Genomic DNA, 26427 nt, shown 5'->3' with positions numbered 1-26427 from the left:
CCGCCCGCACGGTGCCGGACAACATCGGGTTGCTCTACCACAAGCACCTGGCGATGTTCGGGCCGCGCGAGATGCTGCTGAGCTCGGAGGAGCCGGTGGTGCGCCAGTTCCTCAACGCCCAGCGCGTGGGCCCGATCGGGATGTCGGAGGAGAAGGACGCCGGCGAGCTCGCGGCCGAGGCCGGCCAGGAGCTCCCCCCGCTGCCCCCGATCCCGTTGCAGCTCGAGCCCTCCAACGGCATCCCGCGTCGCAGCCAGCGTCCGCCGGGGGAGTGGTGCGAGCAGCACGGCATCACCCCGCCGCCCGGCTCGTTCCAGGCCGACGCGGCCATCGCGACCCGCTGACCTCCCGCACGACACCCGGGGCGGGCGCGTCGCTTGACGCGTCCGCTCGCGGAGGCGCATAGTCTCCGCACGACGGCGGCTCTCGGACTGCCTGCTTCGCCGTGCTTGCATCCGGTTGACCGGAAGGGTATGTTAGCGCTTTGCGCCTGCCCTCAAATGCCGATCCGCCTGCCCGGTGGCCGATCGAGTGGTCGGCCGGCGCCACCTTCAGCGAACCTTTCGAAGGAATGGTCTTGGCCGCGAGCAACAACGCTGGTAACCCCCGTCGCATCACTTTCGCGAAGATCGACGAGCCGCTGGAAGTTCCCCAGCTCCTCGATCTGCAGACCAAGAGCTTCCAGTGGCTCATCGGTGACGAGGGCTGGGAGGCCCAGGTCCAGGCCCGGCTCGACGCCGGCGAGGACGTCTCCCCCAAGTCGGGACTCGAGGAGATCTTCGAGGAGATCTCCCCGATCGAGGACTTCTCCGAGACGATGTCGCTCTCGTTCGAGAACCCGGTCTTCGTGGACCCGAAGTACACGGAGGACGAGTGCAAGGAGAAGGACTTCACCTACTCCCGGCCGCTCTACGTCTCCGCCGAGTTCACCAACAACGAGACCGGTGAGATCAAGGGCCAGACGGTCTTCATGGGCGACTTCCCCATGATGACCCGCAAGGGCACCTTCATCATCAACGGCACCGAGCGCGTCGTGGTGAGCCAGCTCGTGCGCTCGCCCGGCGTCTACTTCGAGCGTTCCGCCGACAAGACGTCCGACAAGGACATCTACACGTCGAAGGTCATCCCGTCGCGTGGCGCGTGGCTCGAGTTCGAGATCGACAAGCGCGACCTCGTCGGCGTGCGTCTGGACCGCAAGCGCAAGCAGAACGTCACCGTCCTGCTCAAGGCGCTCGGCATGACGACCGAGGAGATCCGCGAGGAGTTCCGCAACCCGGCGACGGGGGAGACCTACGAGTCGATCGCCCTGACGCTGGAGAAGGACAACACCACCGGCCAGGACGACGCGCTGCTGGACATCTACCGCAAGCTGCGCCCGGGCGAGCCGCCGACGCGTGAGGCCGCGCAGACGCTGCTGAACAACTACTACTTCAACCCGAAGCGCTACGACCTGGCGAAGGTCGGCCGCTACAAGATCAACAAGAAGCTGGGCGCCGGCCAGGCCTTCGACCAGCAGACGCTCACCATCCACGACATCGTCGCGACGGTCCGCTACCTCGTGCAGCTGCACGACGCGGGCATCGTCCACGAGGCGCCGGACTTCACCGACGCCTCGGGTGCCGTGGTGACGGGTCCGGACGAGAAGCCCGTCAAGGTCGCGGCCGACGACATCGACCACTTCGGCAACCGCCGCATGCGCGCGGTCGGCGAGCTGATCCAGAACCAGCTCCGCACGGGCCTCGCCCGCATGGAGCGGGTCGTGCGCGAGCGCATGACGACGCAGGACGTCGAGGCGATCACGCCGCAGTCGCTCATCAACATCCGGCCGGTCGTCGCGGCGCTGAAGGAGTTCTTCGGCACCTCGCAGCTCAGCCAGTTCATGGACCAGACGAACCCGATCGCGGGCCTGACGCACAAGCGTCGCCTCTCCGCGCTCGGCCCGGGTGGTCTCTCGCGTGACCGCGCGGGCATGGAGGTCCGCGACGTCCACCACAGCCACTACGGCCGCATGTGCCCCATCGAGACCCCGGAAGGCCCGAACATCGGCCTCATCGGCTCGCTGGCGTCGTTCGGTCGGATCAACCCGTTCGGCTTCGTCGAGACGCCGTACCGCAAGGTCGTCGAGGGTCAGGTCACCGACCAGATCGACTTCCTCACGGCCGACGACGAGGACCGGTACGTCATCGCGCAGGCCAACGCGCGCCTGACGGAGGACCTGCACTTCGCCGAGGAGCGCGTGCTCGTCCGCCAGAAGGACGGCGAGGTCGGCGAGATCCCGGCCGACGACGTGGACTACATGGACGTCTCGCCGCGCCAGATGGTGTCGGTCGCGACCGCGCTCATCCCGTTCCTCGAGCACGACGACGCCAACCGCGCCCTCATGGGCGCGAACATGCAGCGCCAGGCCGTGCCGCTCATCCGCAGCGACTCGCCGTTCGTCGGCACCGGCATGGAGCTCCGTGCCGCGGTCGACGCCGGTGACGTGGTGCTCTCCGAGGCCGCGGGTGTCGTCAAGGACGTGTCGGCCGACGCGATCGAGACGATGAACGACGACGGCACGTACTCGACGTACCGCCTCGCGAAGTTCAAGCGCTCCAACCAGGGCACCTGCATCAACCAGCGCCCCCTGGTCAACGAGGGCGACCGCCTGGAGATCGGCACGCCGATCGCCGACGGTCCGTGCACGGACGACGCCGAGATGGCGCTGGGTGCGAACCTGCTCGTGGCGTTCATGCCGTGGCAGGGCCACAACTACGAGGACGCGATCATCCTCAGCCAGCGCCTCGTCCAGGAGGACATGCTCACCTCGATCCACATCGAGGAGCACGAGGTCGACGCGCGCGACACCAAGCTCGGCCCCGAGGACATCACGCGGGACATCCCGAACGTGTCCGAGGAGATGCTGGCCGACCTCGACGAGCGGGGCATCATCCGCATCGGCGCCGAGGTCACGACCGGTGACATCCTCGTCGGCAAGGTGACGCCCAAGGGCGAGACCGAGCTGACCCCCGAGGAGCGCCTGCTCCGCGCGATCTTCGGCGAGAAGGCGCGCGAGGTGCGCGACACCTCGATGAAGGTGCCGCACGGTGAGTCCGGCACGGTCATCGGCGTGCGCGTCTTCGACCGCGAGGAGGGCGACGAGCTGCCGCCCGGCGTCAACCAGCTGGTGCGGGTCTACGTCGCGCAGAAGCGCAAGATCTCCGTGGGCGACAAGCTCGCCGGCCGTCACGGCAACAAGGGCGTCATCGCCAAGATCCTGCCGATCGAGGACATGCCGTTCATGGAGGACGGCACGCCCGTCGACGTCGTGCTCAACCCGCTGGGTGTGCCGCGGCGCATGAACATCGGCCAGATCCTCGAGCTGCACCTCGGCTGGCTCGCGAAGCAGGGCTGGGACCTCAACCTGTCCGGCGACCCCGAGTCGGCGGACTGGAAGCAGCGCCTCATCGCGATCGGCGCCGACAAGGCGGACCCGAACTCGAAGGTCGCGACGCCCGTGTTCGACGGTGCCCGCGAGGACGAGATCATCGGCCTGCTCGACTCGACGACGCTCAACCGCGACGGCGACCGCCTCATCGACCACACGGGCAAGGCGCGCCTGCTCGACGGTCGCTCGGGCGAGCCGTTCCCCGAGCCGGTGTCCGTGGGCTACATGTACATCCTGAAGCTGCACCACCTCGTGGACGACAAGATCCACGCGCGCAGCACGGGCCCGTACTCGATGATCACGCAGCAGCCGCTCGGTGGTAAGGCCCAGTTCGGTGGCCAGCGGTTCGGCGAGATGGAGGTCTGGGCGATGGAGGCGTACGGCGCTGCCTACGCCCTCCAGGAGCTCCTCACCATCAAGTCGGACGACGTGCCGGGCCGCGTGAAGGTCTACGAGGCCATCGTCAAGGGCGAGAACATCCCCGACTCGGGCATCCCGGAGTCGTTCAAGGTGCTCGTCAAGGAGATGCAGTCGCTCTGCCTGAACGTCGAGGTCCTCAGCCAGGACGGCTCGATGATCGAGCTCCGCGACGCCGAGGAGGACGTGTTCCGCGCTGCCGAGGAGCTCGGCATCGACCTCTCCCGCCGCGAGCCCAGCTCGGTCGAAGAAGTCTGAGGGTGACGGTCGGTGGGCGCGGGTGATCCCGCGCCCACCGGCCCCCCTCGGTCCTTTTGATTGCTTAGAGAACTAACGAAGGAAGCAGCCACTGTGCTCGACGTCAACTTCTTCGACCAGCTCCGGATCGGCCTCGCCACTCCCGACGACATCCGCGGCTGGAGCCACGGCGAGGTCAAGAAGCCCGAGACCATCAACTACCGCACCCTGAAGCCGGAGCGCGACGGTCTCTTCTGCGAGAAGATCTTCGGTCCCACCCGGGACTGGGAGTGCTACTGCGGCAAGTACAAGCGCGTCCGCTTCAAGGGCATCATCTGCGAGCGCTGCGGCGTCGAGGTGACCCGGTCCAAGGTGCGCCGCGAGCGCATGGGCCACATCGAGCTGGCCGCGCCCGTGACCCACATCTGGTACTTCAAGGGTGTCCCCAGCCGTCTCGGCTACCTGCTCGACCTGGCGCCCAAGGACCTCGAGAAGGTCATCTACTTCGCGGCGTACATGATCACGTCCGTCGACGAGGAGGCGCGCCACCGCGACCTGTCCTCGCTCGAGGGCAAGGTCACCCAGCAGCGCGAGCTGCTGGAGAAGCGTCGCGACACCTCCCTGGAGGACCGCACCAAGAAGCTCGAGGAGGACCTCGCGGCCCTCGAGGCCGAGGGTGCCAAGGCCGACGCCAAGCGCAAGGTCCGCGACGGTGCCGAGCGCGAGCTCAAGCAGCTCCGCGACCGCGCGCAGCGTGAGATCGACCGCCTCAACGAGGTCTGGGACACGTTCAAGAGCCTCAAGGTCCAGGACCTCATGGGCGACGAGATGCTGTACCGCGAGATGAAGCAGTGGTTCGGCAAGTACTTCGAGGGCTTCATGGGCGCCACGGCGATCCAGCGTCGCCTGGCCGACTTCGACATCGAGGCCGAGGTCGAGTCGCTGCGCGACACGATCGCCAACGGCAAGGGCGCGAAGAAGGTCCGCGCGCTCAAGCGCCTCAAGGTCGTCGACGCGTTCCGCAAGACGGGCAACCAGCCCGTCGGCATGGTGCTCGACGCCGTCCCGGTGATCCCGCCGGAGCTCCGGCCGATGGTGCAGCTGGACGGTGGCCGCTTCGCGACCTCCGACCTCAACGACCTGTACCGCCGCGTCATCAACCGCAACAACCGCCTCAAGCGGCTGCTCGACCTCGGTGCGCCCGAGATCATCGTCAACAACGAGAAGCGGATGCTCCAGGAGGCCGTCGACTCGCTGTTCGACAACGGCCGTCGTGGTCGTCCGGTGACGGGCCCGGGCAACCGGCCGCTGAAGTCGATCTCCGACATGCTCAAGGGCAAGCAGGGTCGCTTCCGCCAGAACCTCCTCGGCAAGCGCGTCGACTACTCGGGCCGTTCGGTCATCGTGTCGGGCCCGCAGCTGAAGCTGCACCAGTGCGGTCTGCCCAAGCAGATGGCGCTCGAGCTCTTCAAGCCGTTCGTGATGAAGCGGCTGGTCGACCTCTCCCACGCGCAGAACATCAAGTCCGCGAAGCGGATGGTGGAGCGCGCGACGTCCGGTGCCCGCTACGCGGTCGTCTGGGACGTGCTGGAAGAGGTCATCACCGAGCACCCGGTGCTGCTCAACCGTGCGCCCACGCTGCACCGTCTCGGCATCCAGGCGTTCGAGCCGCAGCTCATCGAGGGCAAGGCCATCCAGATCCACCCGCTCGTCTGCGGCGCGTTCAACGCCGACTTCGACGGTGACCAGATGGCTGTGCACCTGCCGCTGAGCGCCGAGGCGCAGGCCGAGGCCCGCATCCTCATGCTCTCGACCAACAACATCCTCAAGCCCTCCGACGGTCGTCCCGTGACGATGCCGTCGCAGGACATGATCATCGGCCTCTTCTGGCTGACGACCGACCGCGAGGGTGAGCCGGGCGAGGGCCGGGCGTTCCGGTCGCCGGCCGAGGCCACCATGGCCTTCGACCGGGGCGAGATCACGCTGCAGAGCAAGATCACGCTGCGCTTCGACGACGTCGTCGCGCCCGTCGGCGAGGAGGTGGAGGTCGAGTCGTCCGGCTCGGTCCGCTTCACCACCACGCTGGGTCGCGCGATCTTCAACGACACCCTGCCGGCCGACTACCCCTTCGTGAACTACGAGGTGGGCAAGAAGCAGCTGGGTGCGATCGTCAACGACCTCGCCGAGCGCTACACCAAGGTCGAGGTGGCCGCGTCGCTCGACGCGCTCAAGGACACCGGCTTCCACTGGGCGACCCGTTCGGGCGTCACCGTCTCCATCGACGACGTGACGACCCCGGACGCCGCGAAGGCGGAGATCCTGGCGGAGTCGGAGAAGAAGGCCACGAAGATCCAGAAGGACTTCGAGCGCGGTCTGCTCACCGACGACGAGCGTCGTCAGGAGCTCATCGAGATCTGGACCAAGGCCGCGGCCGACGTCCGGGCCGCGATGCAGGTCAACTTCGACCGCAAGAACCCGATCTACATGATGGTGGACTCGGGCGCGTCCGGAAACATGAACCAGATCAGCCAGGTGGCCGCCATGCGTGGTCTCGTGGCGAACCCGAAGGGCGAGATCATCCCGCGCCCGATCAAGTCCAACTTCCGCGAGGGCCTGACCGTCCTCGAGTACTTCATCGCCACGCACGGTGCCCGCAAGGGTCTCGCCGACACCGCCCTGCGGACGGCCGACTCGGGTTACCTCACGCGTCGTCTGGTGGACGTCTCGCAGGACGTGATCATCCGCGAGGACGACTGCGGCACCGAGCGCGGTCTGCCCAAGCAGATCGGCGAGCGGGGCGAGGACGGCGTCGTCCGCAAGGCGGAGAACGTCGAGACCGCGGCGTACGCGCGCTCGGCGGCCGGCGAGATCACCCACCCCGAGACGGGCGACACGCTCGTCGAGGCGGGCGGCGACCTCGGCGACGTCAAGATCGCGGAGCTGGTCGCGGCGGGCATCGAGGAGGTCAAGGTCCGCTCCGTGCTGACCTGCGAGGCCGCCACGGGCACCTGCGCGAAGTGCTACGGCCGGTCGCTGGCGACGGGCAAGCTCGTCGACATCGGCGAGGCCGTCGGCATCATCGCGGCCCAGTCCATCGGTGAGCCGGGCACGCAGCTGACGATGCGTACCTTCCACACCGGTGGTGTGGCCTCGGCCGACGACATCACGCAGGGTCTGCCCCGCGTGGTCGAGCTCTTCGAGGCACGCTCCCCGAAGGGTCGTTCCCCGATCGCCGAGGCCGCCGGCCGCGTGCGCATCGAGGACACCGACAAGGCGCGCACGGTCATCCTCACGCCGGACGACGGCTCCGAGGAGCAGGAGTACCCGGTCTCGAAGCGCCTGCGCCTCCTGATCTCCGACGGCGACCACGTCGAGGTCGGCGAGAAGCTGACGCTGGGCACGGAGGACCCGCAGGACGTCCTGCGGATCCTCGGTGTGCGGGCCGCGCAGAAGCACCTCGTGGACGAGGTGCAGCGCGTGTACCGCAGCCAGGGCGTGGCGATCCACGACAAGCACATCGAGATCATCGTGCGGCAGATGCTGCGTCGCGTGACGGTCATCGAGTCGGGCGACACCAACCTGCTGCCCTCCGACCTCGTCGACCGCGTGCGGTTCGAGACGGAGAACCGGCGGGTCGTGTCCGAGGGCGGCAAGCCGGCCTCGGGTCGTCCGGTGCTCATGGGCATCACGAAGGCCTCGCTCGCGACGGAGTCGTGGCTCTCGGCGGCCTCCTTCCAGGAGACCACCCGGGTGCTCACGGACGCCGCGATTAACGGTCGCTCCGACAGCCTGCGTGGCCTGAAGGAGAACGTGATCATCGGCAAGCTGATCCCGGCGGGCACCGGTCTCGAGCGGTACCGCAACGTGCGGGTCGAGCCCACCGAGGAGGCCCGCGCCGCGGCGTACTCGGTGCAGGGCTACGACTCCTACGACTACGAGTTCGGCAACACGGGTGGCGGCCAGGCCGTCGCTCTGGACGACTTCGACTTCGGGTCCTACCAGGCCTGATCGACCTCGTCGTCAGTCACGGCCCGTCCCCGCGCTGCGGGGGCGGGCCGTGCTGCGTCCTACGGCGGGGTGGGAGGATGAGCGGGTGCCCACCCAGACCCTCCCGTCCCGCACGGACGTGCTCGTCGTCGGTGCCGGCCCGGCGGGGTCGGCGGCCGCGACGTGGTCGGCCCGGCACGGGCTCGACGTGCTGCTGCTCGATGCCGCGACGTACCCGCGGGACAAGACCTGCGGCGACGGCCTGACCCCCCGCGCCGTCGGCGAGCTGCTGCGGCTGGGGCTGGGGGACTGGCTGCGGGCCCACACCGTCAACATCGGCCTGCGGGCGCACGGCTTCGGCCAGACGTTGCTGCTGCCGTGGCCGGGCGGCTCGCTGCCCAACTGGGGCTCTGCGGTCGCGCGGACGGAGCTCGACAACCACCTCCGCACGCTGGCGGTGAAGTCGGGCGCGACGGCGGTCGACGGGGCGAAGGTCGTCGACGTACGCCGCGGTGCGGCCGGCGAGGTCACCGGCGTGGTCGTCGAGCGGGTCGCCGAGCACGGCGGCACCGAGCGCTTCGACGTCGCCTGCGAGCGGCTCGTCGTCGCGGACGGGGTGCGCTCGCCGGTCGGCAAGCTGCTGGGCCGGGAGTGGCACCGGGACACGGTGTACGGCGTGGCGGGGCGCAGCTACGTGACGTCGACCCGCGCGGACGACCCGTGGATCAGCTCGCACCTGGAGCTGCGGAGCGAGGCGGGGGAGGTGCTGTCGGGCTACGGCTGGGTCTTCCCGCTGGGCGGTGACGAGGTCAACCTCGGCGCCGGCACGCTCGCGACGGCCAAGCGCCCGGCGGACGTGGCGATCCGGCCGCTGATGAAGCTGTACGCCGACGAGCAGCGCGAGGCGTTCGGCCTCGGCGACGAGCTGCGGATGCCGGCGTCTGCGCTCCTGCCGATGGGCGGTGCCGTCTCCCACGTCGCCGGACCCAACTGGGTGCTCGTCGGCGATGCCGCCGGGTGCGTGAACCCGCTCAACGGCGAGGGCATCGACTACGGGCTCGAGACAGGTCGGTTCGCCGCGGACCTGCTGGCCGAGGGACCGGCCGACCTCACCGACCGGTGGCGCGACCTGCTGGTGGAGCACTACGGCGAGGCCTTCTCCGTCGCCCGCCGGCTCGCGGGTCTCGTGACGGTGCCGGGGCTGCTCCCGCGGCTCGGGCCGGTCGGGATGCGGTCGCGGCTCGGCATGACGCTCGCCCTGCGCTGGATGGGCAACCTGGTCGACGACGAGGACCGGGACCTCGCCGCGCGGGCGTGGCGGGCAGCGGGTCGCCTGTCGGCCGCGCGCGACGCGCGCCCGCCCTTCTCCTGAGACCGCGGGGATCCGCCGACCGTGCCGCTCCGAACGACCTTCGTGGCCGACCTGACCTACCGGGCGACGGTGCGCGCGTCCCGTGCGGCGTTCCGCGCGCTGCGCCTCGACGTGCGGCACGAGGGCGCCCGGCACGTGCCCGCCGAGGGCCCGGCGCTGCTGGTGGCCAACCACGCGTCGTACCTGGACTTCCTGTTCCTCGGCGTGCCCGCGGTGGAGCGGGGACGCACGCCGCGCTTCCTGTGCCGGGAGCCGATGTGGCACACGCCCGCGGGGTGGGCGCTCGACCGCATGCACCACGTGCCGGTGGACCGCGCGGCCCCGGCGGGCGCCTACCTCGAGGCCCGTCGACTGCTGGAGGCGGGCGAGGTCGTCGGGCTGTTCCCGGAGGCGGGCATCTCGTACTCGTTCACGGTGCGGGCCCTCATGCGGGGCGCCGCGTCCCTGGCCCGCGACACGGGGGCGCCGCTGGTGCCCGGCGCGATGTGGGGGGCGCAGCGCATCTGGACCGTCGGGCGGACCCCGTGGGGCACCGAGCCGGGACCGGACTTCAGCCGGCACGGGCGCGTGGTGGACATCCACCTCGACCCGCCGCTCCACGTCGCCCCCGGCGACGACCTCACGGAGGTGACGACCGCGCTGGGGCACCGGATCACGGGCCTCCTCGAGGAGCTGCAGCGGCGCCCCCACCACCGGCCGCGCCCGGGCGAGCACGCGCCGTGGTACCCCGCCCACCTCGGCGGCCAAGGGTTGACCCCGACCGAGGCGCGTGAGCTCGACTCGGTGCCGCGCAGCGCGGTGTGGCCGACCTGGGGACCGGGGGCGGGCAGTAGGTTGGAGGGGTGAGCTCCCTTCCTCGTCGTCAGCGCGTCGCGGCCTACGCCGTGATCGTGCGCGACGGCGCCATCCTGCTGAGCCGGCTGGCGCAGCGGGTGACGAAGGACGAGCTGTGGACCCTCCCGGGCGGCGGCCTCGACCACGGCGAGGACCCGCGGGACGCGGTCGTGCGCGAGGTGCGCGAGGAGACCGGCCTGGAGGCCGAGGTCGGCGACGCCGCCCGCGTCTACTCGGCCCACCTGCCGGGCGTGTGGCGCGACGGCCGCCGGGTCGACGCGCACGCGTTGCGGATCGTCTACGAGGGCCGCGTGGCCCCGGACGCGCCCACGCCCCACGTGGTGGAGGTCGACGGCTCGACGATGGACGCGGCCTGGGTGCCGCTGGCGGACGTGACCTCCGGGACCGTGCCCGTGGTGCCGATGGTGCTCGAGGCGCTCGCCGACGTGCTGCCGCCCCGACGGCAGCGTGTCGCGGCGTACGCCGTGGTGCGGCGCTCCGTCGCCGGCACGGTCCCCGGCGACCCCGGCCACGACGAGGTGCTCCTCACCCGCAACTCGGTGCGCGGCCCGCACCCCGGCTCGTGGACGCTCCCCGGCGGCGGCGTGGAGCACGGCGAGTCGCCGGTGTCCGCGGTCGCCCGCGAGGTCGCGGAGGAGACGGGCGTGGTGGTCGAGGTCGGCAACGTGCTCGGGGTCCACGACACGCACTTCGTCGGCACGGCGCCCCACGGCGGCACCGAGGACTTCCACGGCATCCACCTGCTGTACGCCGCGCGTCCGGTCGACGGCGAGGGGGGCGAGCCGCGCGTGGTCGACGTCGGCGGCACGACGGACGCGGCCGCGTGGGTGCCCGTCGCCGACGTGCTCGGCGGGGCGCTCGACGTCCGCGACACGGTGCTGTTCGCGCTCGGCCTCTGACGCTCCCAGGCGTGCGGGGATAGGTTGGCGGCATGGCCACGTCGACGGAGACCGTGTTCACCTACGCCGCGCCCTCGCTCAAGATGGGCCCCGGCGCCTCGGCCGAGATCGGGCACGATCTCCTGGCCTACGGAGTGCGCCGCGTGCTCGTGGTGACCGATCCGGGGGTCGCGGCCACCGGCCACCCGGCGCGGATCGCGGAGCAGGTCGCGGCGGCGACCGGCGCCGAGGTCGTCGTCTTCGACCGGGCGCGCGTCGAGCCCACGGACGCCTCGATGATCGAGGCCGTGGAGTTCGGCCGGTCGGAGGGACCGTTCGACGCGATCGTCGCGGTCGGAGGCGGCTCGTCGATCGACACCGCCAAGGCCGTGAACCTGCTCGTGACCAACCCGGGCGACCTCATGGACTACGTGAACGCCCCCGTCGGCAAGGCGCAGGCGCCGCAGCACCCGCTGCTCCCGCTCGTCGCCGTGCCCACGACCACGGGGACCGGTGCCGAGTCCACGACGATCTGCGTGCTCGACGTGCTGGCGCTCGAGGTGAAGACCGGCATCAGCCACGCCCGCCTGCGGCCGACGATGGCGGTGGTCGACCCCGACCTGACGCTGACGCAGCCCGCGATGGTCACCGCCAGCTCGGGGATGGACATCCTGTCGCACGCGCTGGAGAGCTACACCGCGCGCTGGTACGCCGACCAGCCGGCCAAGCGGCCCGAGCAGCGCGTGCCCTACTGCGGCTCGAACCCGATCTCCGACGCCTGGAGCGAGAAGGCGATGTCGCTGCTCGCCTCGTCGTTCCGGGCGGCGGTCAACGCGGCGCGGTCGGGCGAGGACCCGAGCGAGGCCCGCACGGTGCGGGAGCAGATGGCGATGGCGGCGACGTTCGCCGGGCTCGGCTTCGGCAACGCCGGGGTGCACGTGCCCCACGCCTGCGCCTACCCGATCGCCGGTCGCGTGAAGGGCTACCGCCCGGAGGACTACGTCGACCACGACGCCGACGGCGCGCCGATGGTGCCGCACGGGATGGCGGTCTCGCTGACCGCGCCCGAGGCGTTCCGGCTGACCTTCGACGCGGCGCCCACGCGGCACCTGGCCGCGGCGCGGCTGCTCGACCCGCACGGCGCTGTCTCCGCCCCGGACGGCCCGGACCGGTTGCCCGCCGTGCTCGCCTCGATCATGCGCGACGTCGGGATCCCCAACGGCCTCGCCGCCGTCGGCTTCGGCGAGGGCGACGTCGACGCGCTCGTCGAGGGGGCGTGGGCCCAGCAGCGGTTGCTCGCCACCGCGCCCCGCGACATGACGCAGGAGGACCTGGCCGGCGTGCTCCGCGCGTCGATGGAGCACTGGTGAGGTCGGGTCCGTCCTACCGGCTGGCGCGGGCCGCCCGGTAGGACGGCAGCCGCAGGCGGGCGAGCACGGGGTACTGCTCGAGCCCCGGCACCTGGTGGAGCACGGGGTCGAGCTCGAGCTGCTCGTCGGGGCCGTCCAGGTCGTCGGCCACGTGCCGGTCGAGCTCGAGCCGCCCGAAGGCGTGCCAGGTGCCGAGCCCGCGCGCCCACGAGAGCGTCCAGGCGGAGCCCCGCTCGCCCTCGGTGGGCCACGCCCCGAGCAGGATCGGACCGGCGGGCGTGCGGTAGGGCAGCAGCGTCGTCAGCGGGCGCTCGCCACCCTCGCGCCGCGGTGCGAGCAGGAAGCGCAACGGCCCGCGCCAGCCGGTGGTGGCCATCAGCACGTCGCCGGTCTCGCCCTCCGCGGTCAGCCGCAGGGCGAGCCCCCAGATGTCGGGCACCGGCGCGGGCAGGCCCACGGCGCGGGAGAGCCGCGCGGTGACGAGCAGCTCGGCCCGGCGGTCGAGGAGGTCGACTCCCGTGGTGGGACGTCCGTCGTCCTCCGCCGACGTCGTCACGAGGGTGCCGTCCACGACGGTGCCCGCCGGGTGCAGCGGCTGGGCCGAGGGGCGCAGCGCGGCGATCGTGCGGGTGGCCGCGGCGAGCGTCCCGCCGGCGGCGGTGGCGACGGCACGGACGGGAGCGGTGAGCGGCACGGGACCTCCAGGACGGGACGGGCGGGTGTGCCCACCGGTTGCCTGGGGCGCGGATCGCATGCGCTCCGGTACGTCGCGGACGACCGCCCTGTGGACGAAGGGGAGCCTGCGGGCGGGATCGTCGGTGGGGGGCTCCACAATGGAGGGGTGACGGTGGAGGCGACGAGCTCGGGGAGCACGGGTAGCGCGACGACGGGGTCGGGCGTGGCGACGGGTGACGTGCTGGCGGCCCTGGCCCGCCGGGGCGTGACCGACGTCGACGACTCCACGGTGACGCGGGCGGCGTACTCGACGGATGCCTCCCTGTTCCGCGTCGTCCCGCGGGCCGTCGTCCGGCCGCAGCACCCCGACGAGCTGGCCGCGATCGTCGACGTCGCCCGCGAGCTGCGGGTCCCGGTGACGATGCGGGGCGCGGGCACGTCGATCGCCGGCAACGCGGTCGGTCCGGGCCTCGTCGTCGACACGGTGAAGCACCTCAACCGGGTGCTCGACGTCGACGCGGAGGCGGGCACGGCGGTGGTGCAGCCCGGCACGATCCACGCCGTGCTGCAGAAGGCGGCGACCGCGGTCGGCTGGCGGTTCGGTCCCGACCCGTCGACCCACACCCGCTGCACCATCGGCGGCATGATCGGCAACAACGCCTGCGGCTCGCGGGCGCTGGGCTACGGCCGCATGGTCGACAACGTCGAGGCGATGTCCGTCGTCATGGGCACCGGCGACACGCTGGCCCTCGGCCCGGGCGGGCTCGCCGGGGCGATCGGCACGGGCGACGTGCCCGCGGCGCTCGACCGTCTCGTCGGCGGTCACCTCGGGCCGATCCGCACCCAGTTCGGCCGGTTCGGCCGTCAGGTGTCGGGCTACTCGCTGGAGCACCTGCTGCCCGAGAACGGTCGCCGGCTCGACCGGTTCCTGACGGGGTCGGAGGGCACGCTCGGCGTCATCACGCAGGCCACGGTGCGCCTGGTGCGCGACGCGCCGGCCCGCACGATGGCGGTGCTGGGCTACCCGTCGATGATCGAGGCCGCCGACGCGGTCCCCGCGCTGCTGGCGCACCCCCTCGTGGCCTGCGAGGGCCTCGACGCACGCATCGTCGACCTCGTGCGCGGCGCGGGCAAGGCGGTGCCCGACCTGCCGAAGGGCGCCGGTTGGCTCTTCGCCGAGGTGACGGGGGAGTCGCTCGCCGAGACGGAGGCGCTGCTCGCGCACGTGATCGCCGACGCCGGCGCGCTCGACGCCCGCGTCGTGCTCGACCCCGCCGAGGCGGCCGCGCTGTGGCGCATCCGTGAGGACGGAGCCGGCCTCGCCGGCCGGTCGCTCGCGACGCCGGCGTACTCGGGGTGGGAGGACTCGGCGGTCCCGCCGGAGCACCTCGGTGCGTGGCTGCGCGACTTCGACGGCCTCCTGAAGCAGTTCGGTCTCGACGGCGTGCCCTACGGCCACTTCGGCGACGGCTGCGTCCACGTGCGCATCGACTTCCCGCTCGTCCACGGGGCGGCCTCGATCGAGGAGGGCCGGGGCGTCTTCCGCGGCTTCATGGAGGCCGCGGCGGCGACGCTCGCGACGTACGGCGGGTCGCTGTCGGGCGAGCACGGCGACGGGCGGGTGCGCTCGGAGCTGCTGAGCACGATGTACGACGCGGAGGCGATCCGGCTCTTCGGCGAGGTGAAGGCCGTCTGCGACCCGCTGGGCGTGCTCAACCCGGGCAACATCGCCGACCCGGCGCCGCTCGACGCCGACCTGCGCACGTCGCTGCCCCGCGTCCGCGAGCCGCTGCCGCTCCTGCGCTTCACCCACGACGGCGGCTCGATGGCCGACGCCGTGCACCGGTGCACGGGCGTCGGCAAGTGCGTCGTCGGCGGGGGCGCGGGCACGGGGACGGGCGTGATGTGCCCGTCCTACGCGGCGACCCGCGACGAGAAGGACTCGACCCGTGGCCGTGCGCGTGTGCTCCAGGAGGCGATGAACGGCGACCTCGTGCAGGGCGTCTCCGACCCGGCGGTCCACGAGGCGCTCGACCTGTGCCTGGCGTGCAAGGGCTGCGCCAACGACTGCCCGACGGGCATCGACATGGCGACGTACAAGTCGGAGGTGCTCCACCAGACCTACGCGGGGAAGCGGCGCCCGCGGAGCCACTACGTGCTCGGCAAGCTGCCGATGTGGGCACGGCTGACGACCCCGGTCGCGGGGCTGGCCAACGCCTCGCTCAAGGCCGGTCCGATCGCCCGGGTCGCCCGCGCGGTCGCGGGGGTCGACCAGCGCCGCAGCCTGCCGCAGTTCGCGGGGCGCACCCTGCGCCGCTCCGCTCGCGCCGACGGCGCGGCCGGTCGGCTCGGGTCGGTCGAGCAGCCCGACGTGTGGATCTGGGCGGACTCGTTCACCAACCACTTCCTCCCGGCCAGCGGTCTCGCGGCGGTGCGCTTCCTCGAGGCGCAGGGCCTCACGGTGCGCGTCATCGACGAGCGCGCCTGCTGCGGCCTCACCTGGGTCACGACCGGTCAGCTCGACACCGCGCGGCGGATCGCGGGCCGCACGGCGGCGACGCTGGCGCCGTACGTCGCGTCGGGAGTGCCCGTCGTCGGCATCGAGCCCTCGTGCACGGCGACGCTGCGCTCCGACCTCGAGGAGCTGAGCGACGCGCCGGAGGCGGCGGCCGTCGCGGCCGGCGTGCGGACGTTCGGCGAGCTCCTCGCGGGCCTCGTGGCCGACGGCCGCGTGACCCTGCCCGACCTCACCGGCACCCACGTGGTCGCGCAGCCCCACTGCCACCAGGCCTCGATCCTCGGCTGGGAGGCCGACGAGCGGCTGCTCAAGGCGGCCGGGGCGAGCGTCACCCGGGTCGGCGGCTGCTGCGGTCTCGCGGGCAACTTCGGCGTGGAGCAGGGGCACTACGAGGTGTCGGTGGCGGTCGCGGAGACGCAGCTGCTCCCCGCGGTGCGCGCGGCCTACGCGGTCGACCCCGACACGGTCGTGCTGGCCGACGGCATGAGCTGCAAGATCCAGCTCGACGACCTCGCCGACGTGCCCGCGCTGCACCTCGCGGAGCTGCTCGCCTCGCGGGTGTGAGCCGGGAGCCGCGGGAATGTCGCCCGGCGGGTCCGTGTTCGACCCCGTCGTGACCTCTCCGACGCCCCCGCTGCTCCTGACCCCCACGACCCTGCGGTCGGTGACGGCCCCGAACCGGGTGTGGCTGGCGCCGATGTGCCAGTACTCCGCCACCGACGGCGTGCCCAACGACTGGCACCTCGCCCACCTCGGCGCGCGGGTCACGGGCGGGTTCGGCCTGGTGCTCACGGAGGCGAGCGCGGTGACCCCGGAGGGCCGGATCAGCCCGGAGGACACCGGCATCTGGAACGACGAGCAGGTCGCCGCCTGGCGCCGCATCACCGACTTCGCCCACACCTGGTCGCCCCACGGCTCGACGCCCATCGGCATCCAGCTCGCGCACGCGGGCCGCAAGGCCTCGACGTGGGCGCCGTGGCGCGGCGGCCAGGACGGGTCGGGCCGGGGTCGCGGCTCGGTCCCGCTCGACCAGGGCGGCTGGACGACGCTGGGGCCGAGCGCGACGGCGTACGAGGGGTTCGCCGAGCCGCGGGAGATGACCGCCGACGACATCGCGGCGGTCGTGACGGCCTTCGGCGAGGGCGCACGTCGGGCGGACGAGGCCGGGTTCGACGTGGTGGAGGTGCACGCGGCCCACGGCTACCTGCTCCACCAGTTCCTCTCCCCGCTGGCGAACCGGCGGACCGACGCCTACGGCGGGTCGTTCGAGAACCGCATCCGGCTCACCGTGGAGGTCGTCGACGCGGTCCGCGGGGCGTGGCCGGAGGAGAAGCCGGTGCTGGTGCGGCTCTCGGCGACCGACTGGGTGGAGGGCGGCTGGACGCCGGAGGAGACGACGCGGCTGGCCGCGGTGCTCGCCGAGCACGGCGTCGACCTCGTCGACGTCTCCAGCGCCGGGCTCGACGCACGCCAGGACATCACGACGGGGCCGGGGTACCAGGTGCCGTTCGCGACCCAGGTGCGCACGGCGGGGCTGCCCGTCGGCGCTGTCGGCGAGATCACCGACCCGGCACAGGCCGAGGAGATCCTCGCCACCGGCCTGGCCGACGTCGTGCTGCTGGCCCGGGCCGCTCTGCGCGAGCCCTCCTGGCCGCTCCGCGCGGCGGCCGGGCTCGGCGTGCCGCGGCGGTCCGCGCCGTACCCCGCGCAGTACACCCGCGGCGCGTGGCCCGACGCTCGTTGACGGGCCCTAGAATCGGCCCCTGTGAACCCCCGCCACCGCCGCCTCATCATCCCCTTCGCCCTGGTGGCCCTGATCGTCGTCGTCGTGGTCGCGGCGATCATCTGAGCCGTCCCCACCCCAGAACAGACCCGAGAGCCGAGCCGTGACCGAGCCCCTCCTCCGTGTCCTCACCCGGATGCGTGCGCACCTGCTCGACCCCGACGCGCTGGTGCGCGCCGTCGGGTCGGGCCGGCAGAAGGGCACGGCGCCGCAGTGGCGACGGGTCGAGCTGCGGTACGTCGACCTCAAGGCGGGGCGGCACCTGCAGGTGACCCGGTACGACGCGACCCAGGCCCACACGACCAACCACGCCGCCGGGTCCGCCGACGCGCGGGAGGCCGTGGACGCCCTGCTCGACGAGCCCTTCGCGAACTGGCACGTCGACACGACGACGCAGCAGCACCAGGTGCGGGTCACGAAGCGGCTCGAGGCGGTCTGCCACACGACCGAGCGCACGGAGGCGGTCGAGGCCGAGCGGGGGCACGACCGGGACAAGGACCGGTTGCTGGAGCCCGGGGACCCCGTGCTCGTGGCGCTCGGGATCTCCGACGCGGAGGGCCGCGTCAAGCCGACCCGGCAGGCGAAGCTGCGGCAGGTCGAGGAGTTCTGCCGCCTGCTCGACACGGCCGTCGTCGACGCGATCGCGAAGGGGCACCTGCGGCGGCCGACGGCCGAGGAGCCGCTGCGGATCGTCGACCTGGGCTGCGGCAACGCCTACCTGACCTTCGCCGCGCACCGCTTCCTCTCCCACGTGCGCGGGCTGCCGGTGCACCTCGTGGGCGTCGACGTGAAGGAGCAGTCCCGCGAGCACAGCACGGCGGTCGCGGACGGCCTGGGCGTGGCCGACGAGCTGGAGTTCGTGGTCGGCTCGATCGCCGACGCCGACCTCGGTGCGCTGCTGCCCGAGCGGCCCGAGGTGGTGCTGGCGCTCCACGCCTGCGACACCGCGACCGACGAGGCGCTAGCTCGGGCCGTCGACTGGGAGGCGGCGCTCGTGCTCGCCGCGCCCTGCTGCCACCACGACGTCGCGGCCCAGCTGCGGAAGGCGCCGACCCCGGCGCCGTACCAGGTGCTGACACGCCACGGCATCCTCCGCGAGCGCTTCGCGGACACGCTGACCGACGGGTTGCGGGCCTCCCTGATGCGGCTGTCCGGCTACCGGGTGGAGGTCGTGCAGTTCGTCGAGAGCCAGCACACGCCCCGCAACACCCTGCTGCGGGCCGTGCGGACGGGGTCGCCGGTGAAGGGCGGCTCGGTGCGCAAGGAGTACGACGAGCTCGTCGCCACCTGGGGCATCCGCCCCCGCCTGGCCGAGCTGCTGGAGGGGCGCTCCGCGAGCGGGGCCGGGGACCGGTGAGACCGGTGCTCGTCCGCACCCTGGTGACCGCCGCGGTCGCCCTCCCGTTCGCGGCCGGCGCCGCCGCGATGCCCGCCTCGACCGCGGAGGAGGGCACCGAGGTCATGAGCTTCACCGACCCCGACATCGTCGAGTCGAGCGGCCTCGCCGTCGTCGGCGGACGGTTCGTGACGGTGAACGACTCGGGCGACAGCGGGCGCGTGTTCGCCGTCGACCCCGCGACGGGCGACACCGTCGGTGTCACCTCGTGGACCCCCGACCCGGTCGACGTCGAGGCGGTCGCCCCGGCGTACGTCGACGGGGAGGCCTCCTCCGAGGTGTGGGTCGGCGACATCGGCGACAACCGCGCGGTGCGCGACAGCGTCGAGGTGCTGCGCGTGCCGGTCGGCTGGGAGGACGCCACGGCCGAGCCCGCGCGCTTCGAGCTCCGGTACGCCGACGGTCCGCGCGACGCGGAGTCGCTGCTCGTCGTGCCCGGCACCGACCAGCTGCTCGTCGTCAGCAAGGGCGTCCTCGGGGGCACGTTCTACGCGGCGCCCGAGCAGCTCGTGCCGGGGCAGGCGAACGTGCTCGAGCCGCTCGCACCCGCCCTCGGGGTGGCGACGGACGCGGCGTTCTTCCCCGACGGACGGCACCTGGTGGTGCGCAACTACGGGGCGGCGGCCGTCTACACCTACCCGGGCCTCACCGAGGTCGGCACCTTCGACCTGCCGGAGCAGCCGCAGGGGGAGGGGATCGCCGTCGACGCGGACGACCCCGGGGCGGTGCTGCTGACGACGGAGGGCCCGCGCACCCCGGTGCTGCGGGTCGAGCTGCCCGCCGAGGTACGTGACGCGATGCTGCCGGCCTTCCCGGAGGCCGACGCGACCGACGCTCCCGGAGCGGACGCGGACCCGACGATCGACCCGGCCGGCGACGGGCCCGCGTGGTTGCCGTGGGTCGTGGGCGGTGTCGGTGGCGCGGTGCTGGTCGTCCTGGCGATCACCCTGGTGCGGGGCTCGCGGCGTTCCTGAGGACGTGCTGGTGGGGCTGGTGGGGGCTGGCTAGGGTCGAGAGGTGCCGCGACTCCGCCGAACCTCGCCCGACCAGCCGGGGTGGACGCGCGTGCGCGCGGGGCGGGGGTTCACCTACCGCGACGAGCACGGCGAGCGGCTCGAGGACCGGGCCCGGGAGCGCGTCGAGGCGCTCGTGATCCCGCCGGCCTGGAAGGACGTGTGGATCACCCCGCACGACAACGGTCACCTGCAGGCGGTCGGCACGGACGACGCCGGGCGACGGCAGTACCTCTACCACCCCGCCTGGCGGGAGAAGCGCGACGCGGAGAAGTTCGCGCGCATGGTCGAGTTCGGTTCGTCGCTGGCCCGCGCCCGCTCCGTCGTCGTCGGCCACCTCGGGCTCGACGGGATGCCGGAGCCGCGGGCCGCGGCCACCGCGGTGCGGCTCCTCGACCTCGGCTACTTCCGCATCGGCAACGACGTGTACGCCGACGAGAACGGCAGCTTCGGCCTCACCACGCTCGAGCGGCGGCACGTCCGGCGGGCCGGGGAGGCGCTCGTCTTCAAGTTCACGGGCAAGTCGGGCGTCGACCACGAGATCCACATCGACGACACCGCCGTCGTGACCGCCATCGCGATGATGCGCCGTCGCCGCGCCGAGGACCCGCGCCTGCTCGCCTACAAGGAGCTGCGGCGGTGGCGCTCCGTGCTGCCCGCGCTGGTCAACGACTACGTGCGGGTGACGACCGGGATCGAGGCCACGGCGAAGGACTTCCGCACCTGGCACGCCACGGTCCTCGCCGCCGTGGCCCTGGCCCGCACCGAGGAGCCGGGGGAGACGGCGGCGTCGCGCAAGCGGGCGGTCAGCGGCACGATGAAGGAGGTCGCTGCCTTCCTCGGGAACACCCCGACCCTCGCCCGCAGCTCCTACGTCGATCCGCGCGTCGTCGCGGCCTACGAGAACGGCCGCACCATCAGGGCCGCCCTGCAGCGCGCCGACCGGGAGCACGCCGACGACGTCGACGCCCGGCAGGCGGCGCTGGAGCGGGCGACGCTGCGGTTGCTGGAGTAGGCCTGGCCCCGTCGGCTCAGATCTCGCCGCCTCCGTCGTCCGGGGCGAGATCCAGGGCCGTGAACGTCCTCGTGACCGGCGGCAGACCCGCCAGGAAGAACGTGAAGGTCACGCTCTGGCCCTGCGACCACTGCCCCGGCACGTCGCTCACGTCGAAGCGGTACGCGCCCTGGCCCCACTCGGACATGAGGGTGCCGCTGTCGAAGGACAGGACCGGACCGCCCGCAGCAGAGAACTGCACGGCGGGTACCGAGCTCTGCGTGGGCAGGATCGTGAAGAACGCCTCGAGCACCCAGCCGCCGAACGGTTCGTACTTGGCGAAGCCACCCCCGGTGCTGACGAACGAGGTCGGCGCTCCCGTGGAGGCGGCGAAGGCGGGCGCCGCGGCGACGACGGAGACGGCAGGCACGGTCCAGGCGGCGGTGCGCAGGACGGTACGGCGCGTGGGGAGAGCGGTCATGCCGAGATCATCGGCCCGGCCGCCCCGGTGCTGAGGCAAACGGGTCGGGTTCCCCGTGGGTGGCCCGGGGGTGCCCGGGGGTGCCAAGGCGTGCCCGGGGGTGCCCGGGGGTGCCCGGGGGTGCCCGGGGGTGCCCGGGCGGGCCCAGGGGAGGAAAACGCGGACCCGCTCGGACGGCGAGAAAGAAAACGCGGACCCGGAGGCGCGACACACCGATCCTGCGGCCCGTTCGGTCCGCGTTTTCTTTCTCCGTATCGCCGGGCCTGCGCACTTTCCTCCTCCCGTACGGCGCGGCCGTGCTCGGTCGGCGCCGGGCGCTCCCCGGGAGGGGTGCTGAACTGTGCGGCTGGGGTGGGTCCGGCGGCGGGAGGCCTGCCCCAGCTGCACACTCCCGGGGCCCCGCCGAGCCGCGCCGGGTCGGCGCCGGGCGGTCCCCTGGTGGGGGGCCGAACTGTGCGGCTGGGGTGGGTCCGGCGGCGGGAGGCCTGCCCCAGCTGCACACTCCCGGGGCCTCGCGCAGTCGCGCCGAGTCGGCGCCGGGCGCTCCCTCGGAGGGGTGCCGAACTGTGCGGCTGGGGTGGGTCCGTCGGCGGGAGGCCTGCCCCAGCTGCACACTCCCGGGGCCCTGCGCAGTTGTCTGAGTGAGTGCTCACTCAGTACGCTGTCCGATCGTGAGCCCCCGAGCGACGCCGATGGCGCCCGACGAGCGCCGCCGCACGATCCTCGCGGCGGCGGTGCCGCTGATCCTCGAGCGCGGTCAGGCCGCCACCACCCGGCAGATCGCCGAGGCGGCCGGCGTCGCCGAGGGCACCGTGTTCCGGGTCTTCCCGACGAAGGAGGACCTGCTCGACGCCGTGCTGGACGCCGCCCTGGACCCGGCGCACTTCCTCGCCGAGCTCGCGCGGGTCGACCGCTCGCTGCCGCTGGAGCCGCGCCTCGTCGCCGCGACGCGCGTCGTGCAGGGCCGCTTCCGCGAGATCTTCGGCGTGATGACCGCGCTGGGCATCCAGGGCCCGCCACGGCGATCCCGCCAGGACGACGAGGACGCGCTCGCCGTGCGCCGCCGTTCCCTGCAGGCGGTCGTCGAGCTCGTCGAGCCCGACGCCGACGCCTTCCGCGTGCCGGTGCGGGAGGTGGCGCGGATGCTCCGCCTCCTCACGTTCTCCGGCAGCCACCCGCACCTCTCGGCCGACGAGCCGCTGACGGCGGAGGAGATCGTCGCGGTCGTCCTCCACGGCACGCTCACGCCCACCGCGACCACCCCCGACAGGAGCGCGTGACCCATGCTCTTCCGCCTGCTCCGCGAGCACCTGCGTCCGTACGGGACCCGGCTGCTCGCCATCGCGCTGCTGCAGCTCGGCTCCACGGGCGCGATGCTCTACCTGCCCAACCTCAATGCCACGATCATCGACGACGGTGTCGTGAAGGGCGACACGGGCCACGTGCTGCGCATCGGCGTCGTCATGCTCGTCGTCTGCCTCGGTCAGATCACCTGCCAGGTCGCGGCGGTGTGGTTCTCCGCCCGGGTCGCCATGAGCGTGGGCCGTGACCTGCGGAGCGCGCTCTTCGGTCGCATCACCGGGTTCTCCGGCCGCGAGGTCGGCCAGTTCGGGGCTCCGTCGCTCATCACCCGCGTCACGAACGACGTGCAGCAGGTGCAGATGCTGACCCTGATGACCTGCAGCATCGCGATCTCGGTGCCGATCATGATGGTCGGCGGCATCGCGATGGCGATGCACACCGACCTGGGCCTGTCCTGGATCTTCGCCGTGGTGGTGCCGACCCTGTTCGTCGCCGTGGGCATCGTGGTGCGGGGGATGGTGCCGAGCTTCCGCGCGCAGCAGGGCCGGATCGACGGCGTGAACCGGGTGCTGCGCGAGCAGATCACCGGCATCCGGGTCGTGCGGGCCTTCGTGCGCGAGCCCGAGGAGACCGACCGGTTCGCCGACGCCAACGAGCAGCTGACCCAGGTGTCCATCCGCGCCGGTCGCTGGCTCGCGACGCTGTTCCCCGTCGTCATGCTCATCGTCAACGTGGCCTCGGTCGGCGTCATCTGGTTCGGCGGCCACCGCGTCGACTCCGGCGACCTCGGCGTCGGTCAGCTGACCGCCTTCATCGCCTACCTCATGCAGATCGTCATGTCGGTGATGATGGGCACCTTCATGCTCATGCAGATCCCGCGCGCCGCGGTCTGCGCGGACCGGATCGCCGAGGTGCTCGACACCTCCACGAGCGTGCTGCCGCCGGAGGACCCGGTGCGCGTCGTCACCGGTCACGCCGAGCTCGAGCTGGACGGGGTGGGCTTCACCCACCCGGGCGCCCAGAGCCCGGTGCTGTCCGACGTCTCCTTCCGGGCCGGTCCGGGGCAGACGGTCGCCGTCATCGGCTCCACCGGATCGGGCAAGACGACGCTCGTCGACCTCGTCGCCCGGCTCATGGACGTCACGGAGGGGGCCGTGCGCATCGACGGCGTCGACGTCCGTCGGCTCGACCCGGCGGCCCTGTGGGAGCGCATCGGCCTGGTGCCGCAGCGGGCGTTCCTGTTCAGCGGCACCATCGCGAGCAACCTGCGCCACGGCAAGCCCGACGCCACCGACGAGGAGCTGTGGGCGGCGCTCGAGGTCGCCCAGGCGCGGGACTTCGTCGCCGCGCTGCCCGACGGCCTGGACGCGTCGGTCGCCCAGGGGGGCACCAACTTCTCCGGCGGTCAGCGCCAGCGGCTCTCCATCGCCCGGGCGTTGGTGCGTCGGCCCGAGATCTACCTCTTCGACGACTCCTTCTCGGCGCTCGACCTCGCCACCGACGCCCGCCTGCGCGCCGCGCTGCGCCCGTGGACGACGGAGGCCTGCGTGCTGGTCGTCGCGCAGCGCATCACCACCATCCGCGACGCCGACCTCATCCTCGTGCTCGAGGACGGTCGCCTGGTCGGCGCCGGGCGCCACGACGACCTCGTGGACTCCTGCGCGACGTACGCCGAGATCGTCGCGTCCCAGCTGAGCGCGGAGGAGGCGGCATGAGCGAGCGCACCGAGGCGGGCGGGATCAAGGCCACGGAGCGGATCGCGGTGCCGCAGCGCGGCCCCGGGCCTGCCGGTCAGATGGGCGCCGGCGAGAAGGCGATGGACTTCGTCCCGTCGGCGCGTCGCCTCGTCGGTCGGATGCGGCCCCACCGCGCGAAGGCGGCGCTCGTCGCGCTCTTCGCCGTCGGCAGCGTGACGGCCACGTCGCTGGGTCCCTACCTGCTGGGCCGCGCGACCGACCTCGTCGTCGCCGGCCTCGTCGGCCGGGACCTGCCGGCCGGCCAGTCGCAGGAGCAGGCCGTCGCGGCCCTCCGGGCGTCGGGCCAGGGCTCGACCGCCGACCTCGTGGAGGGCATGCGGCACCTCGTGCCGGGCCAGGGCGTCGACTTCGACGCGATGGGCCGGGCGCTGCTGATCGTGCTGGGCGTCTACCTCGCCGGCGCGCTGCTGGCGTGGCTGCAGGGCTACCTGCTCAACGACGTCGTGCAGAGCACGATCCGCACGCTCCGCGCCGACGTCGAGCGCAAGATCCACGCCATGCCGCTCGCGACCTTCGACAAGGCGCCGCGCGGCGAGCTGCTCAGCCGGGTCACCAACGACATCGACAACGTCGGCCAGACGCTGCAGCAGACGATGAGCCAGCTGCTGACCTCGCTCCTCACCGTGGTCGGCATCCTCAGCATGATGCTGTGGATCTCGCCGCTGCTCGCGCTCGTCGCGCTCATCGCCGTGCCGGTCTCGCTCGTGCTCACGCGGGCCGTCATGAAGCGCAGCCAGCCGCAGTTCGTGACGCAGTGGCGGCGCACCGGCTCGCTCAACGCCCACGTCGAGGAGTCGATCTCCGGCCACGCGCTCGTCACCGTGATGGGCCGCCGGGACGCGGTGAACACGACGTTCGCCGAGCAGAACGACGAGCTCTACGACGCGTCGTACCGCGCGCAGTTCGTCTCGGGTCTCCTCATGCCGGTGATGATGCTCATCGGCAACGTCTCCTACGTGGTGGTCGCCGTCGTCGGCGCCTTCCGGGTCACCGCCGGCGCGATCACGATCGGCGACGTGCAGGCGTTCATCCAGTACTCCCGCCAGTTCAACCAGCCGCTCACCACGGTCGCCTCGATGATGAACCTGCTGCAGTCGGGCGTCGCGTCGGCCGAGCGGGTCTTCGAGCTGCTCGACGCGGAGGAGGAGCGCGACGCGTCCGTCGTCGGCGCGGTCGGGGGAGCCGGCCGGGCGGGCGTGGGCACCCGCGGGCGCGGCGAGGTCGCCTTCGAGCACGTGGCCTTCTCCTACGTCCCCGAGCGCCCCCTCATCGAGGACCTGTCGCTCGTGGCACGACCCGGGGAGACCGTCGCCATCGTGGGGCCGACCGGTGCCGGCAAGACGACGCTGGTCAACCTCGTGATGCGCTTCTACGAGCTCGACGCCGGGCGCATCACCCTCGACGGCGTCGACGTCACCACGCTCTCCCGTCGTGAGCTCCGGGCCCAGACGGGCATGGTGCTGCAGGACACCTGGCTCTTCGAGGGCACGATCCGCGACAACATCGCCTACGGGCGTCCCGGCGCGAGCGACGCGGAGATCCTCGAGGCCGCGCGCGCGACGTACGTCGACCGGTTCGTCGCCTCCCTGCCCGACGGCTACGACACCGTCGTGACGGAGAACGGCGAGAACCTGTCGGCGGGGGAGCGGCAGCTCCTCACCATCGCCCGCGCCTTCCTCGCCGACCCGGCGCTGCTCATCCTCGACGAGGCGACGAGCTCCGTCGACACGCGCACCGAGCTGCTGCTGCAGCGGGCGATGGGGGCGCTGCGGGCCGACCGCACGTCCTTCGTCATCGCCCACCGGCTCTCGACGATCCGCGACGCCGACGTCATCCTCGTGATGGAGGCGGGTCGCATCGTCGAGCAGGGCACGCACACCGAGCTGCTCGCGGCCGGCGGGGCGTACGCCGCGCTCTACCGCTCGCAGTTCGCGGCGAGCGCGCTGGACTGAGGCCGGTCCACCG

At 72.6% G+C, this 26427-nt stretch carries 16 protein-coding genes and 1 pseudogene; 15 read left to right on the top strand and 2 right to left on the bottom strand.

Features of this window, described 5'->3' with window-relative positions; translation table 11 throughout:
• The 7 genes and pseudogenes from G3T38_RS19795 to G3T38_RS19765 form a co-directional block, all read left to right on the top strand.
• Positions 1–344 (top strand): annotated as a pseudogene (locus tag G3T38_RS19795) (ABC transporter ATP-binding protein); the annotation flags it as partial.
• A gap of 227 nt (positions 345–571) precedes the next feature.
• Positions 572–4102: a DNA-directed RNA polymerase subunit beta gene (rpoB, locus tag G3T38_RS19790; RefSeq protein ID WP_163774426.1), complete on the top strand. Its 3531-nt coding sequence runs from the start codon at positions 572–574 to the stop codon at positions 4100–4102.
• A gap of 93 nt (positions 4103–4195) precedes the next feature.
• A complete protein-coding gene (locus G3T38_RS19785) occupies positions 4196–8089 on the top strand; it encodes a DNA-directed RNA polymerase subunit beta' (protein WP_163774425.1) in 3894 nt (1297 codons plus the stop codon).
• Positions 8090–8174: 85 nt separating this feature from the next.
• The gene (locus tag G3T38_RS19780; protein ID WP_163774423.1) at positions 8175–9440 is read left to right on the top strand and encodes a geranylgeranyl reductase family protein; all 1266 of its coding nucleotides are present in this window, start codon (positions 8175–8177) and stop codon (positions 9438–9440) included.
• Positions 9441–9461: 21 nt separating this feature from the next.
• Positions 9462–10286 (top strand): 1-acyl-sn-glycerol-3-phosphate acyltransferase, encoded by an 825-nt coding sequence (locus G3T38_RS19775; protein WP_163774421.1) that lies wholly within the window; start codon positions 9462–9464, stop codon positions 10284–10286.
• Positions 10283–11194, top strand: a complete 912-nt coding sequence (locus tag G3T38_RS22840; protein WP_163774419.1) for an NUDIX domain-containing protein — start codon at positions 10283–10285, stop codon at positions 11192–11194. Before G3T38_RS19775 ends, G3T38_RS22840 begins: the two co-directional genes overlap by 4 nt.
• Positions 11195–11226: 32 nt before the next feature.
• Entirely contained in the window at positions 11227–12543 is a 1317-nt protein-coding gene (locus G3T38_RS19765) for a hydroxyacid-oxoacid transhydrogenase (RefSeq protein ID WP_163774417.1), read from the top strand.
• Positions 12544–12556: 13 nt separating this feature from the next.
• Here G3T38_RS19765 and G3T38_RS19760 read toward each other — a convergent pair whose 3' ends face one another.
• A complete protein-coding gene (locus G3T38_RS19760; protein ID WP_163774415.1) occupies positions 12557–13237 on the bottom strand; it encodes a hypothetical protein in 681 nt (226 codons plus the stop codon).
• Between the two features lie 147 nt (positions 13238–13384).
• Between G3T38_RS19760 and G3T38_RS19755 the strand changes: the two genes are divergently transcribed.
• The 5 genes from G3T38_RS19755 (at position 13385) to G3T38_RS19735 (ending at position 20943) form a co-directional block, all read left to right on the top strand.
• Positions 13385–16300 (top strand): FAD-binding and (Fe-S)-binding domain-containing protein, encoded by a 2916-nt coding sequence (locus tag G3T38_RS19755; protein WP_338037778.1) that lies wholly within the window; start codon positions 13385–13387, stop codon positions 16298–16300.
• A gap of 16 nt (positions 16301–16316) precedes the next feature.
• Positions 16317–17480: an NADH:flavin oxidoreductase/NADH oxidase gene (locus tag G3T38_RS19750; protein ID WP_163774413.1), complete on the top strand. Its 1164-nt coding sequence runs from the start codon at positions 16317–16319 to the stop codon at positions 17478–17480.
• A 142-nt stretch (positions 17481–17622) separates the two neighbouring features.
• Entirely contained in the window at positions 17623–18876 is a 1254-nt protein-coding gene (locus tag G3T38_RS19745; RefSeq protein ID WP_163774411.1) for a methyltransferase, read from the top strand.
• A gap of 5 nt (positions 18877–18881) precedes the next feature.
• On the top strand, positions 18882–19889 hold the full coding sequence (locus tag G3T38_RS19740) for a hypothetical protein (protein ID WP_163774409.1): 1008 nt from the start codon (positions 18882–18884) through the stop codon (positions 19887–19889).
• Between the two features lie 43 nt (positions 19890–19932).
• Positions 19933–20943 carry a DNA topoisomerase IB gene (locus G3T38_RS19735; RefSeq protein WP_163774407.1) on the top strand — a complete coding sequence of 337 codons (1011 nt, stop codon included), beginning with the start codon at positions 19933–19935 and terminating at the stop codon, positions 20941–20943.
• A gap of 16 nt (positions 20944–20959) precedes the next feature.
• Here G3T38_RS19735 and G3T38_RS19730 read toward each other — a convergent pair whose 3' ends face one another.
• Positions 20960–21403, bottom strand: coding sequence for a hypothetical protein (locus G3T38_RS19730; protein ID WP_163774405.1), 444 nt, complete (start codon positions 21401–21403; stop codon positions 20960–20962).
• Positions 21404–22074: 671 nt separating this feature from the next.
• On the opposite strand from G3T38_RS19730, the gene G3T38_RS19725 reads away from it, so the two are divergent.
• Genes G3T38_RS19725 through G3T38_RS19715 form a run of 3 tightly spaced genes read left to right on the top strand, consistent with a single transcriptional unit; the run spans position 22075 to position 26414 of the window.
• Positions 22075–22683 carry a TetR family transcriptional regulator gene (locus G3T38_RS19725; protein WP_163774403.1) on the top strand — a complete coding sequence of 203 codons (609 nt, stop codon included), beginning with the start codon at positions 22075–22077 and terminating at the stop codon, positions 22681–22683.
• A gap of 3 nt (positions 22684–22686) precedes the next feature.
• Positions 22687–24420: an ABC transporter ATP-binding protein gene (locus G3T38_RS19720; protein ID WP_163774401.1), complete on the top strand. Its 1734-nt coding sequence runs from the start codon at positions 22687–22689 to the stop codon at positions 24418–24420.
• On the top strand, positions 24417–26414 hold the full coding sequence (locus G3T38_RS19715; RefSeq protein ID WP_163774399.1) for an ABC transporter ATP-binding protein: 1998 nt from the start codon (positions 24417–24419) through the stop codon (positions 26412–26414). Before G3T38_RS19720 ends, G3T38_RS19715 begins: the two co-directional genes overlap by 4 nt.
• Positions 26415–26427 lie beyond the last annotated feature (13 nt).

This window comes from Nocardioides zeae (assembly GCF_010686755.1).
Lineage (GTDB): Bacteria > Actinomycetota > Actinomycetes > Propionibacteriales > Nocardioidaceae > Nocardioides > Nocardioides zeae.
This window is presented reverse-complemented; position numbering and strand designations above follow the sequence as displayed.

Bases quoted from the DNA above. Each gene is read 5' to 3' on its own strand.
- rpoB (WP_163774426.1), top strand. From the start codon at position 572: ATGGTCTTGGCCGCGAGCAACAACGCTGGTAACCCCCGTCGCATCACT.
- G3T38_RS19765 (WP_163774417.1), top strand. From the start codon at position 11,227: ATGGCCACGTCGACGGAGACCGTGTTCACCTACGCCGCGCCCTCGCTC.
- G3T38_RS19750 (WP_163774413.1), top strand. From the start codon at position 16,317: ATGTCGCCCGGCGGGTCCGTGTTCGACCCCGTCGTGACCTCTCCGACG.
- G3T38_RS19730 (WP_163774405.1), bottom strand. From the start codon at position 21,403: ATGACCGCTCTCCCCACGCGCCGTACCGTCCTGCGCACCGCCGCCTGG.
- G3T38_RS19720 (WP_163774401.1), top strand. From the start codon at position 22,687: ATGCTCTTCCGCCTGCTCCGCGAGCACCTGCGTCCGTACGGGACCCGG.
- G3T38_RS19715 (WP_163774399.1), top strand. From the start codon at position 24,417: ATGAGCGAGCGCACCGAGGCGGGCGGGATCAAGGCCACGGAGCGGATC.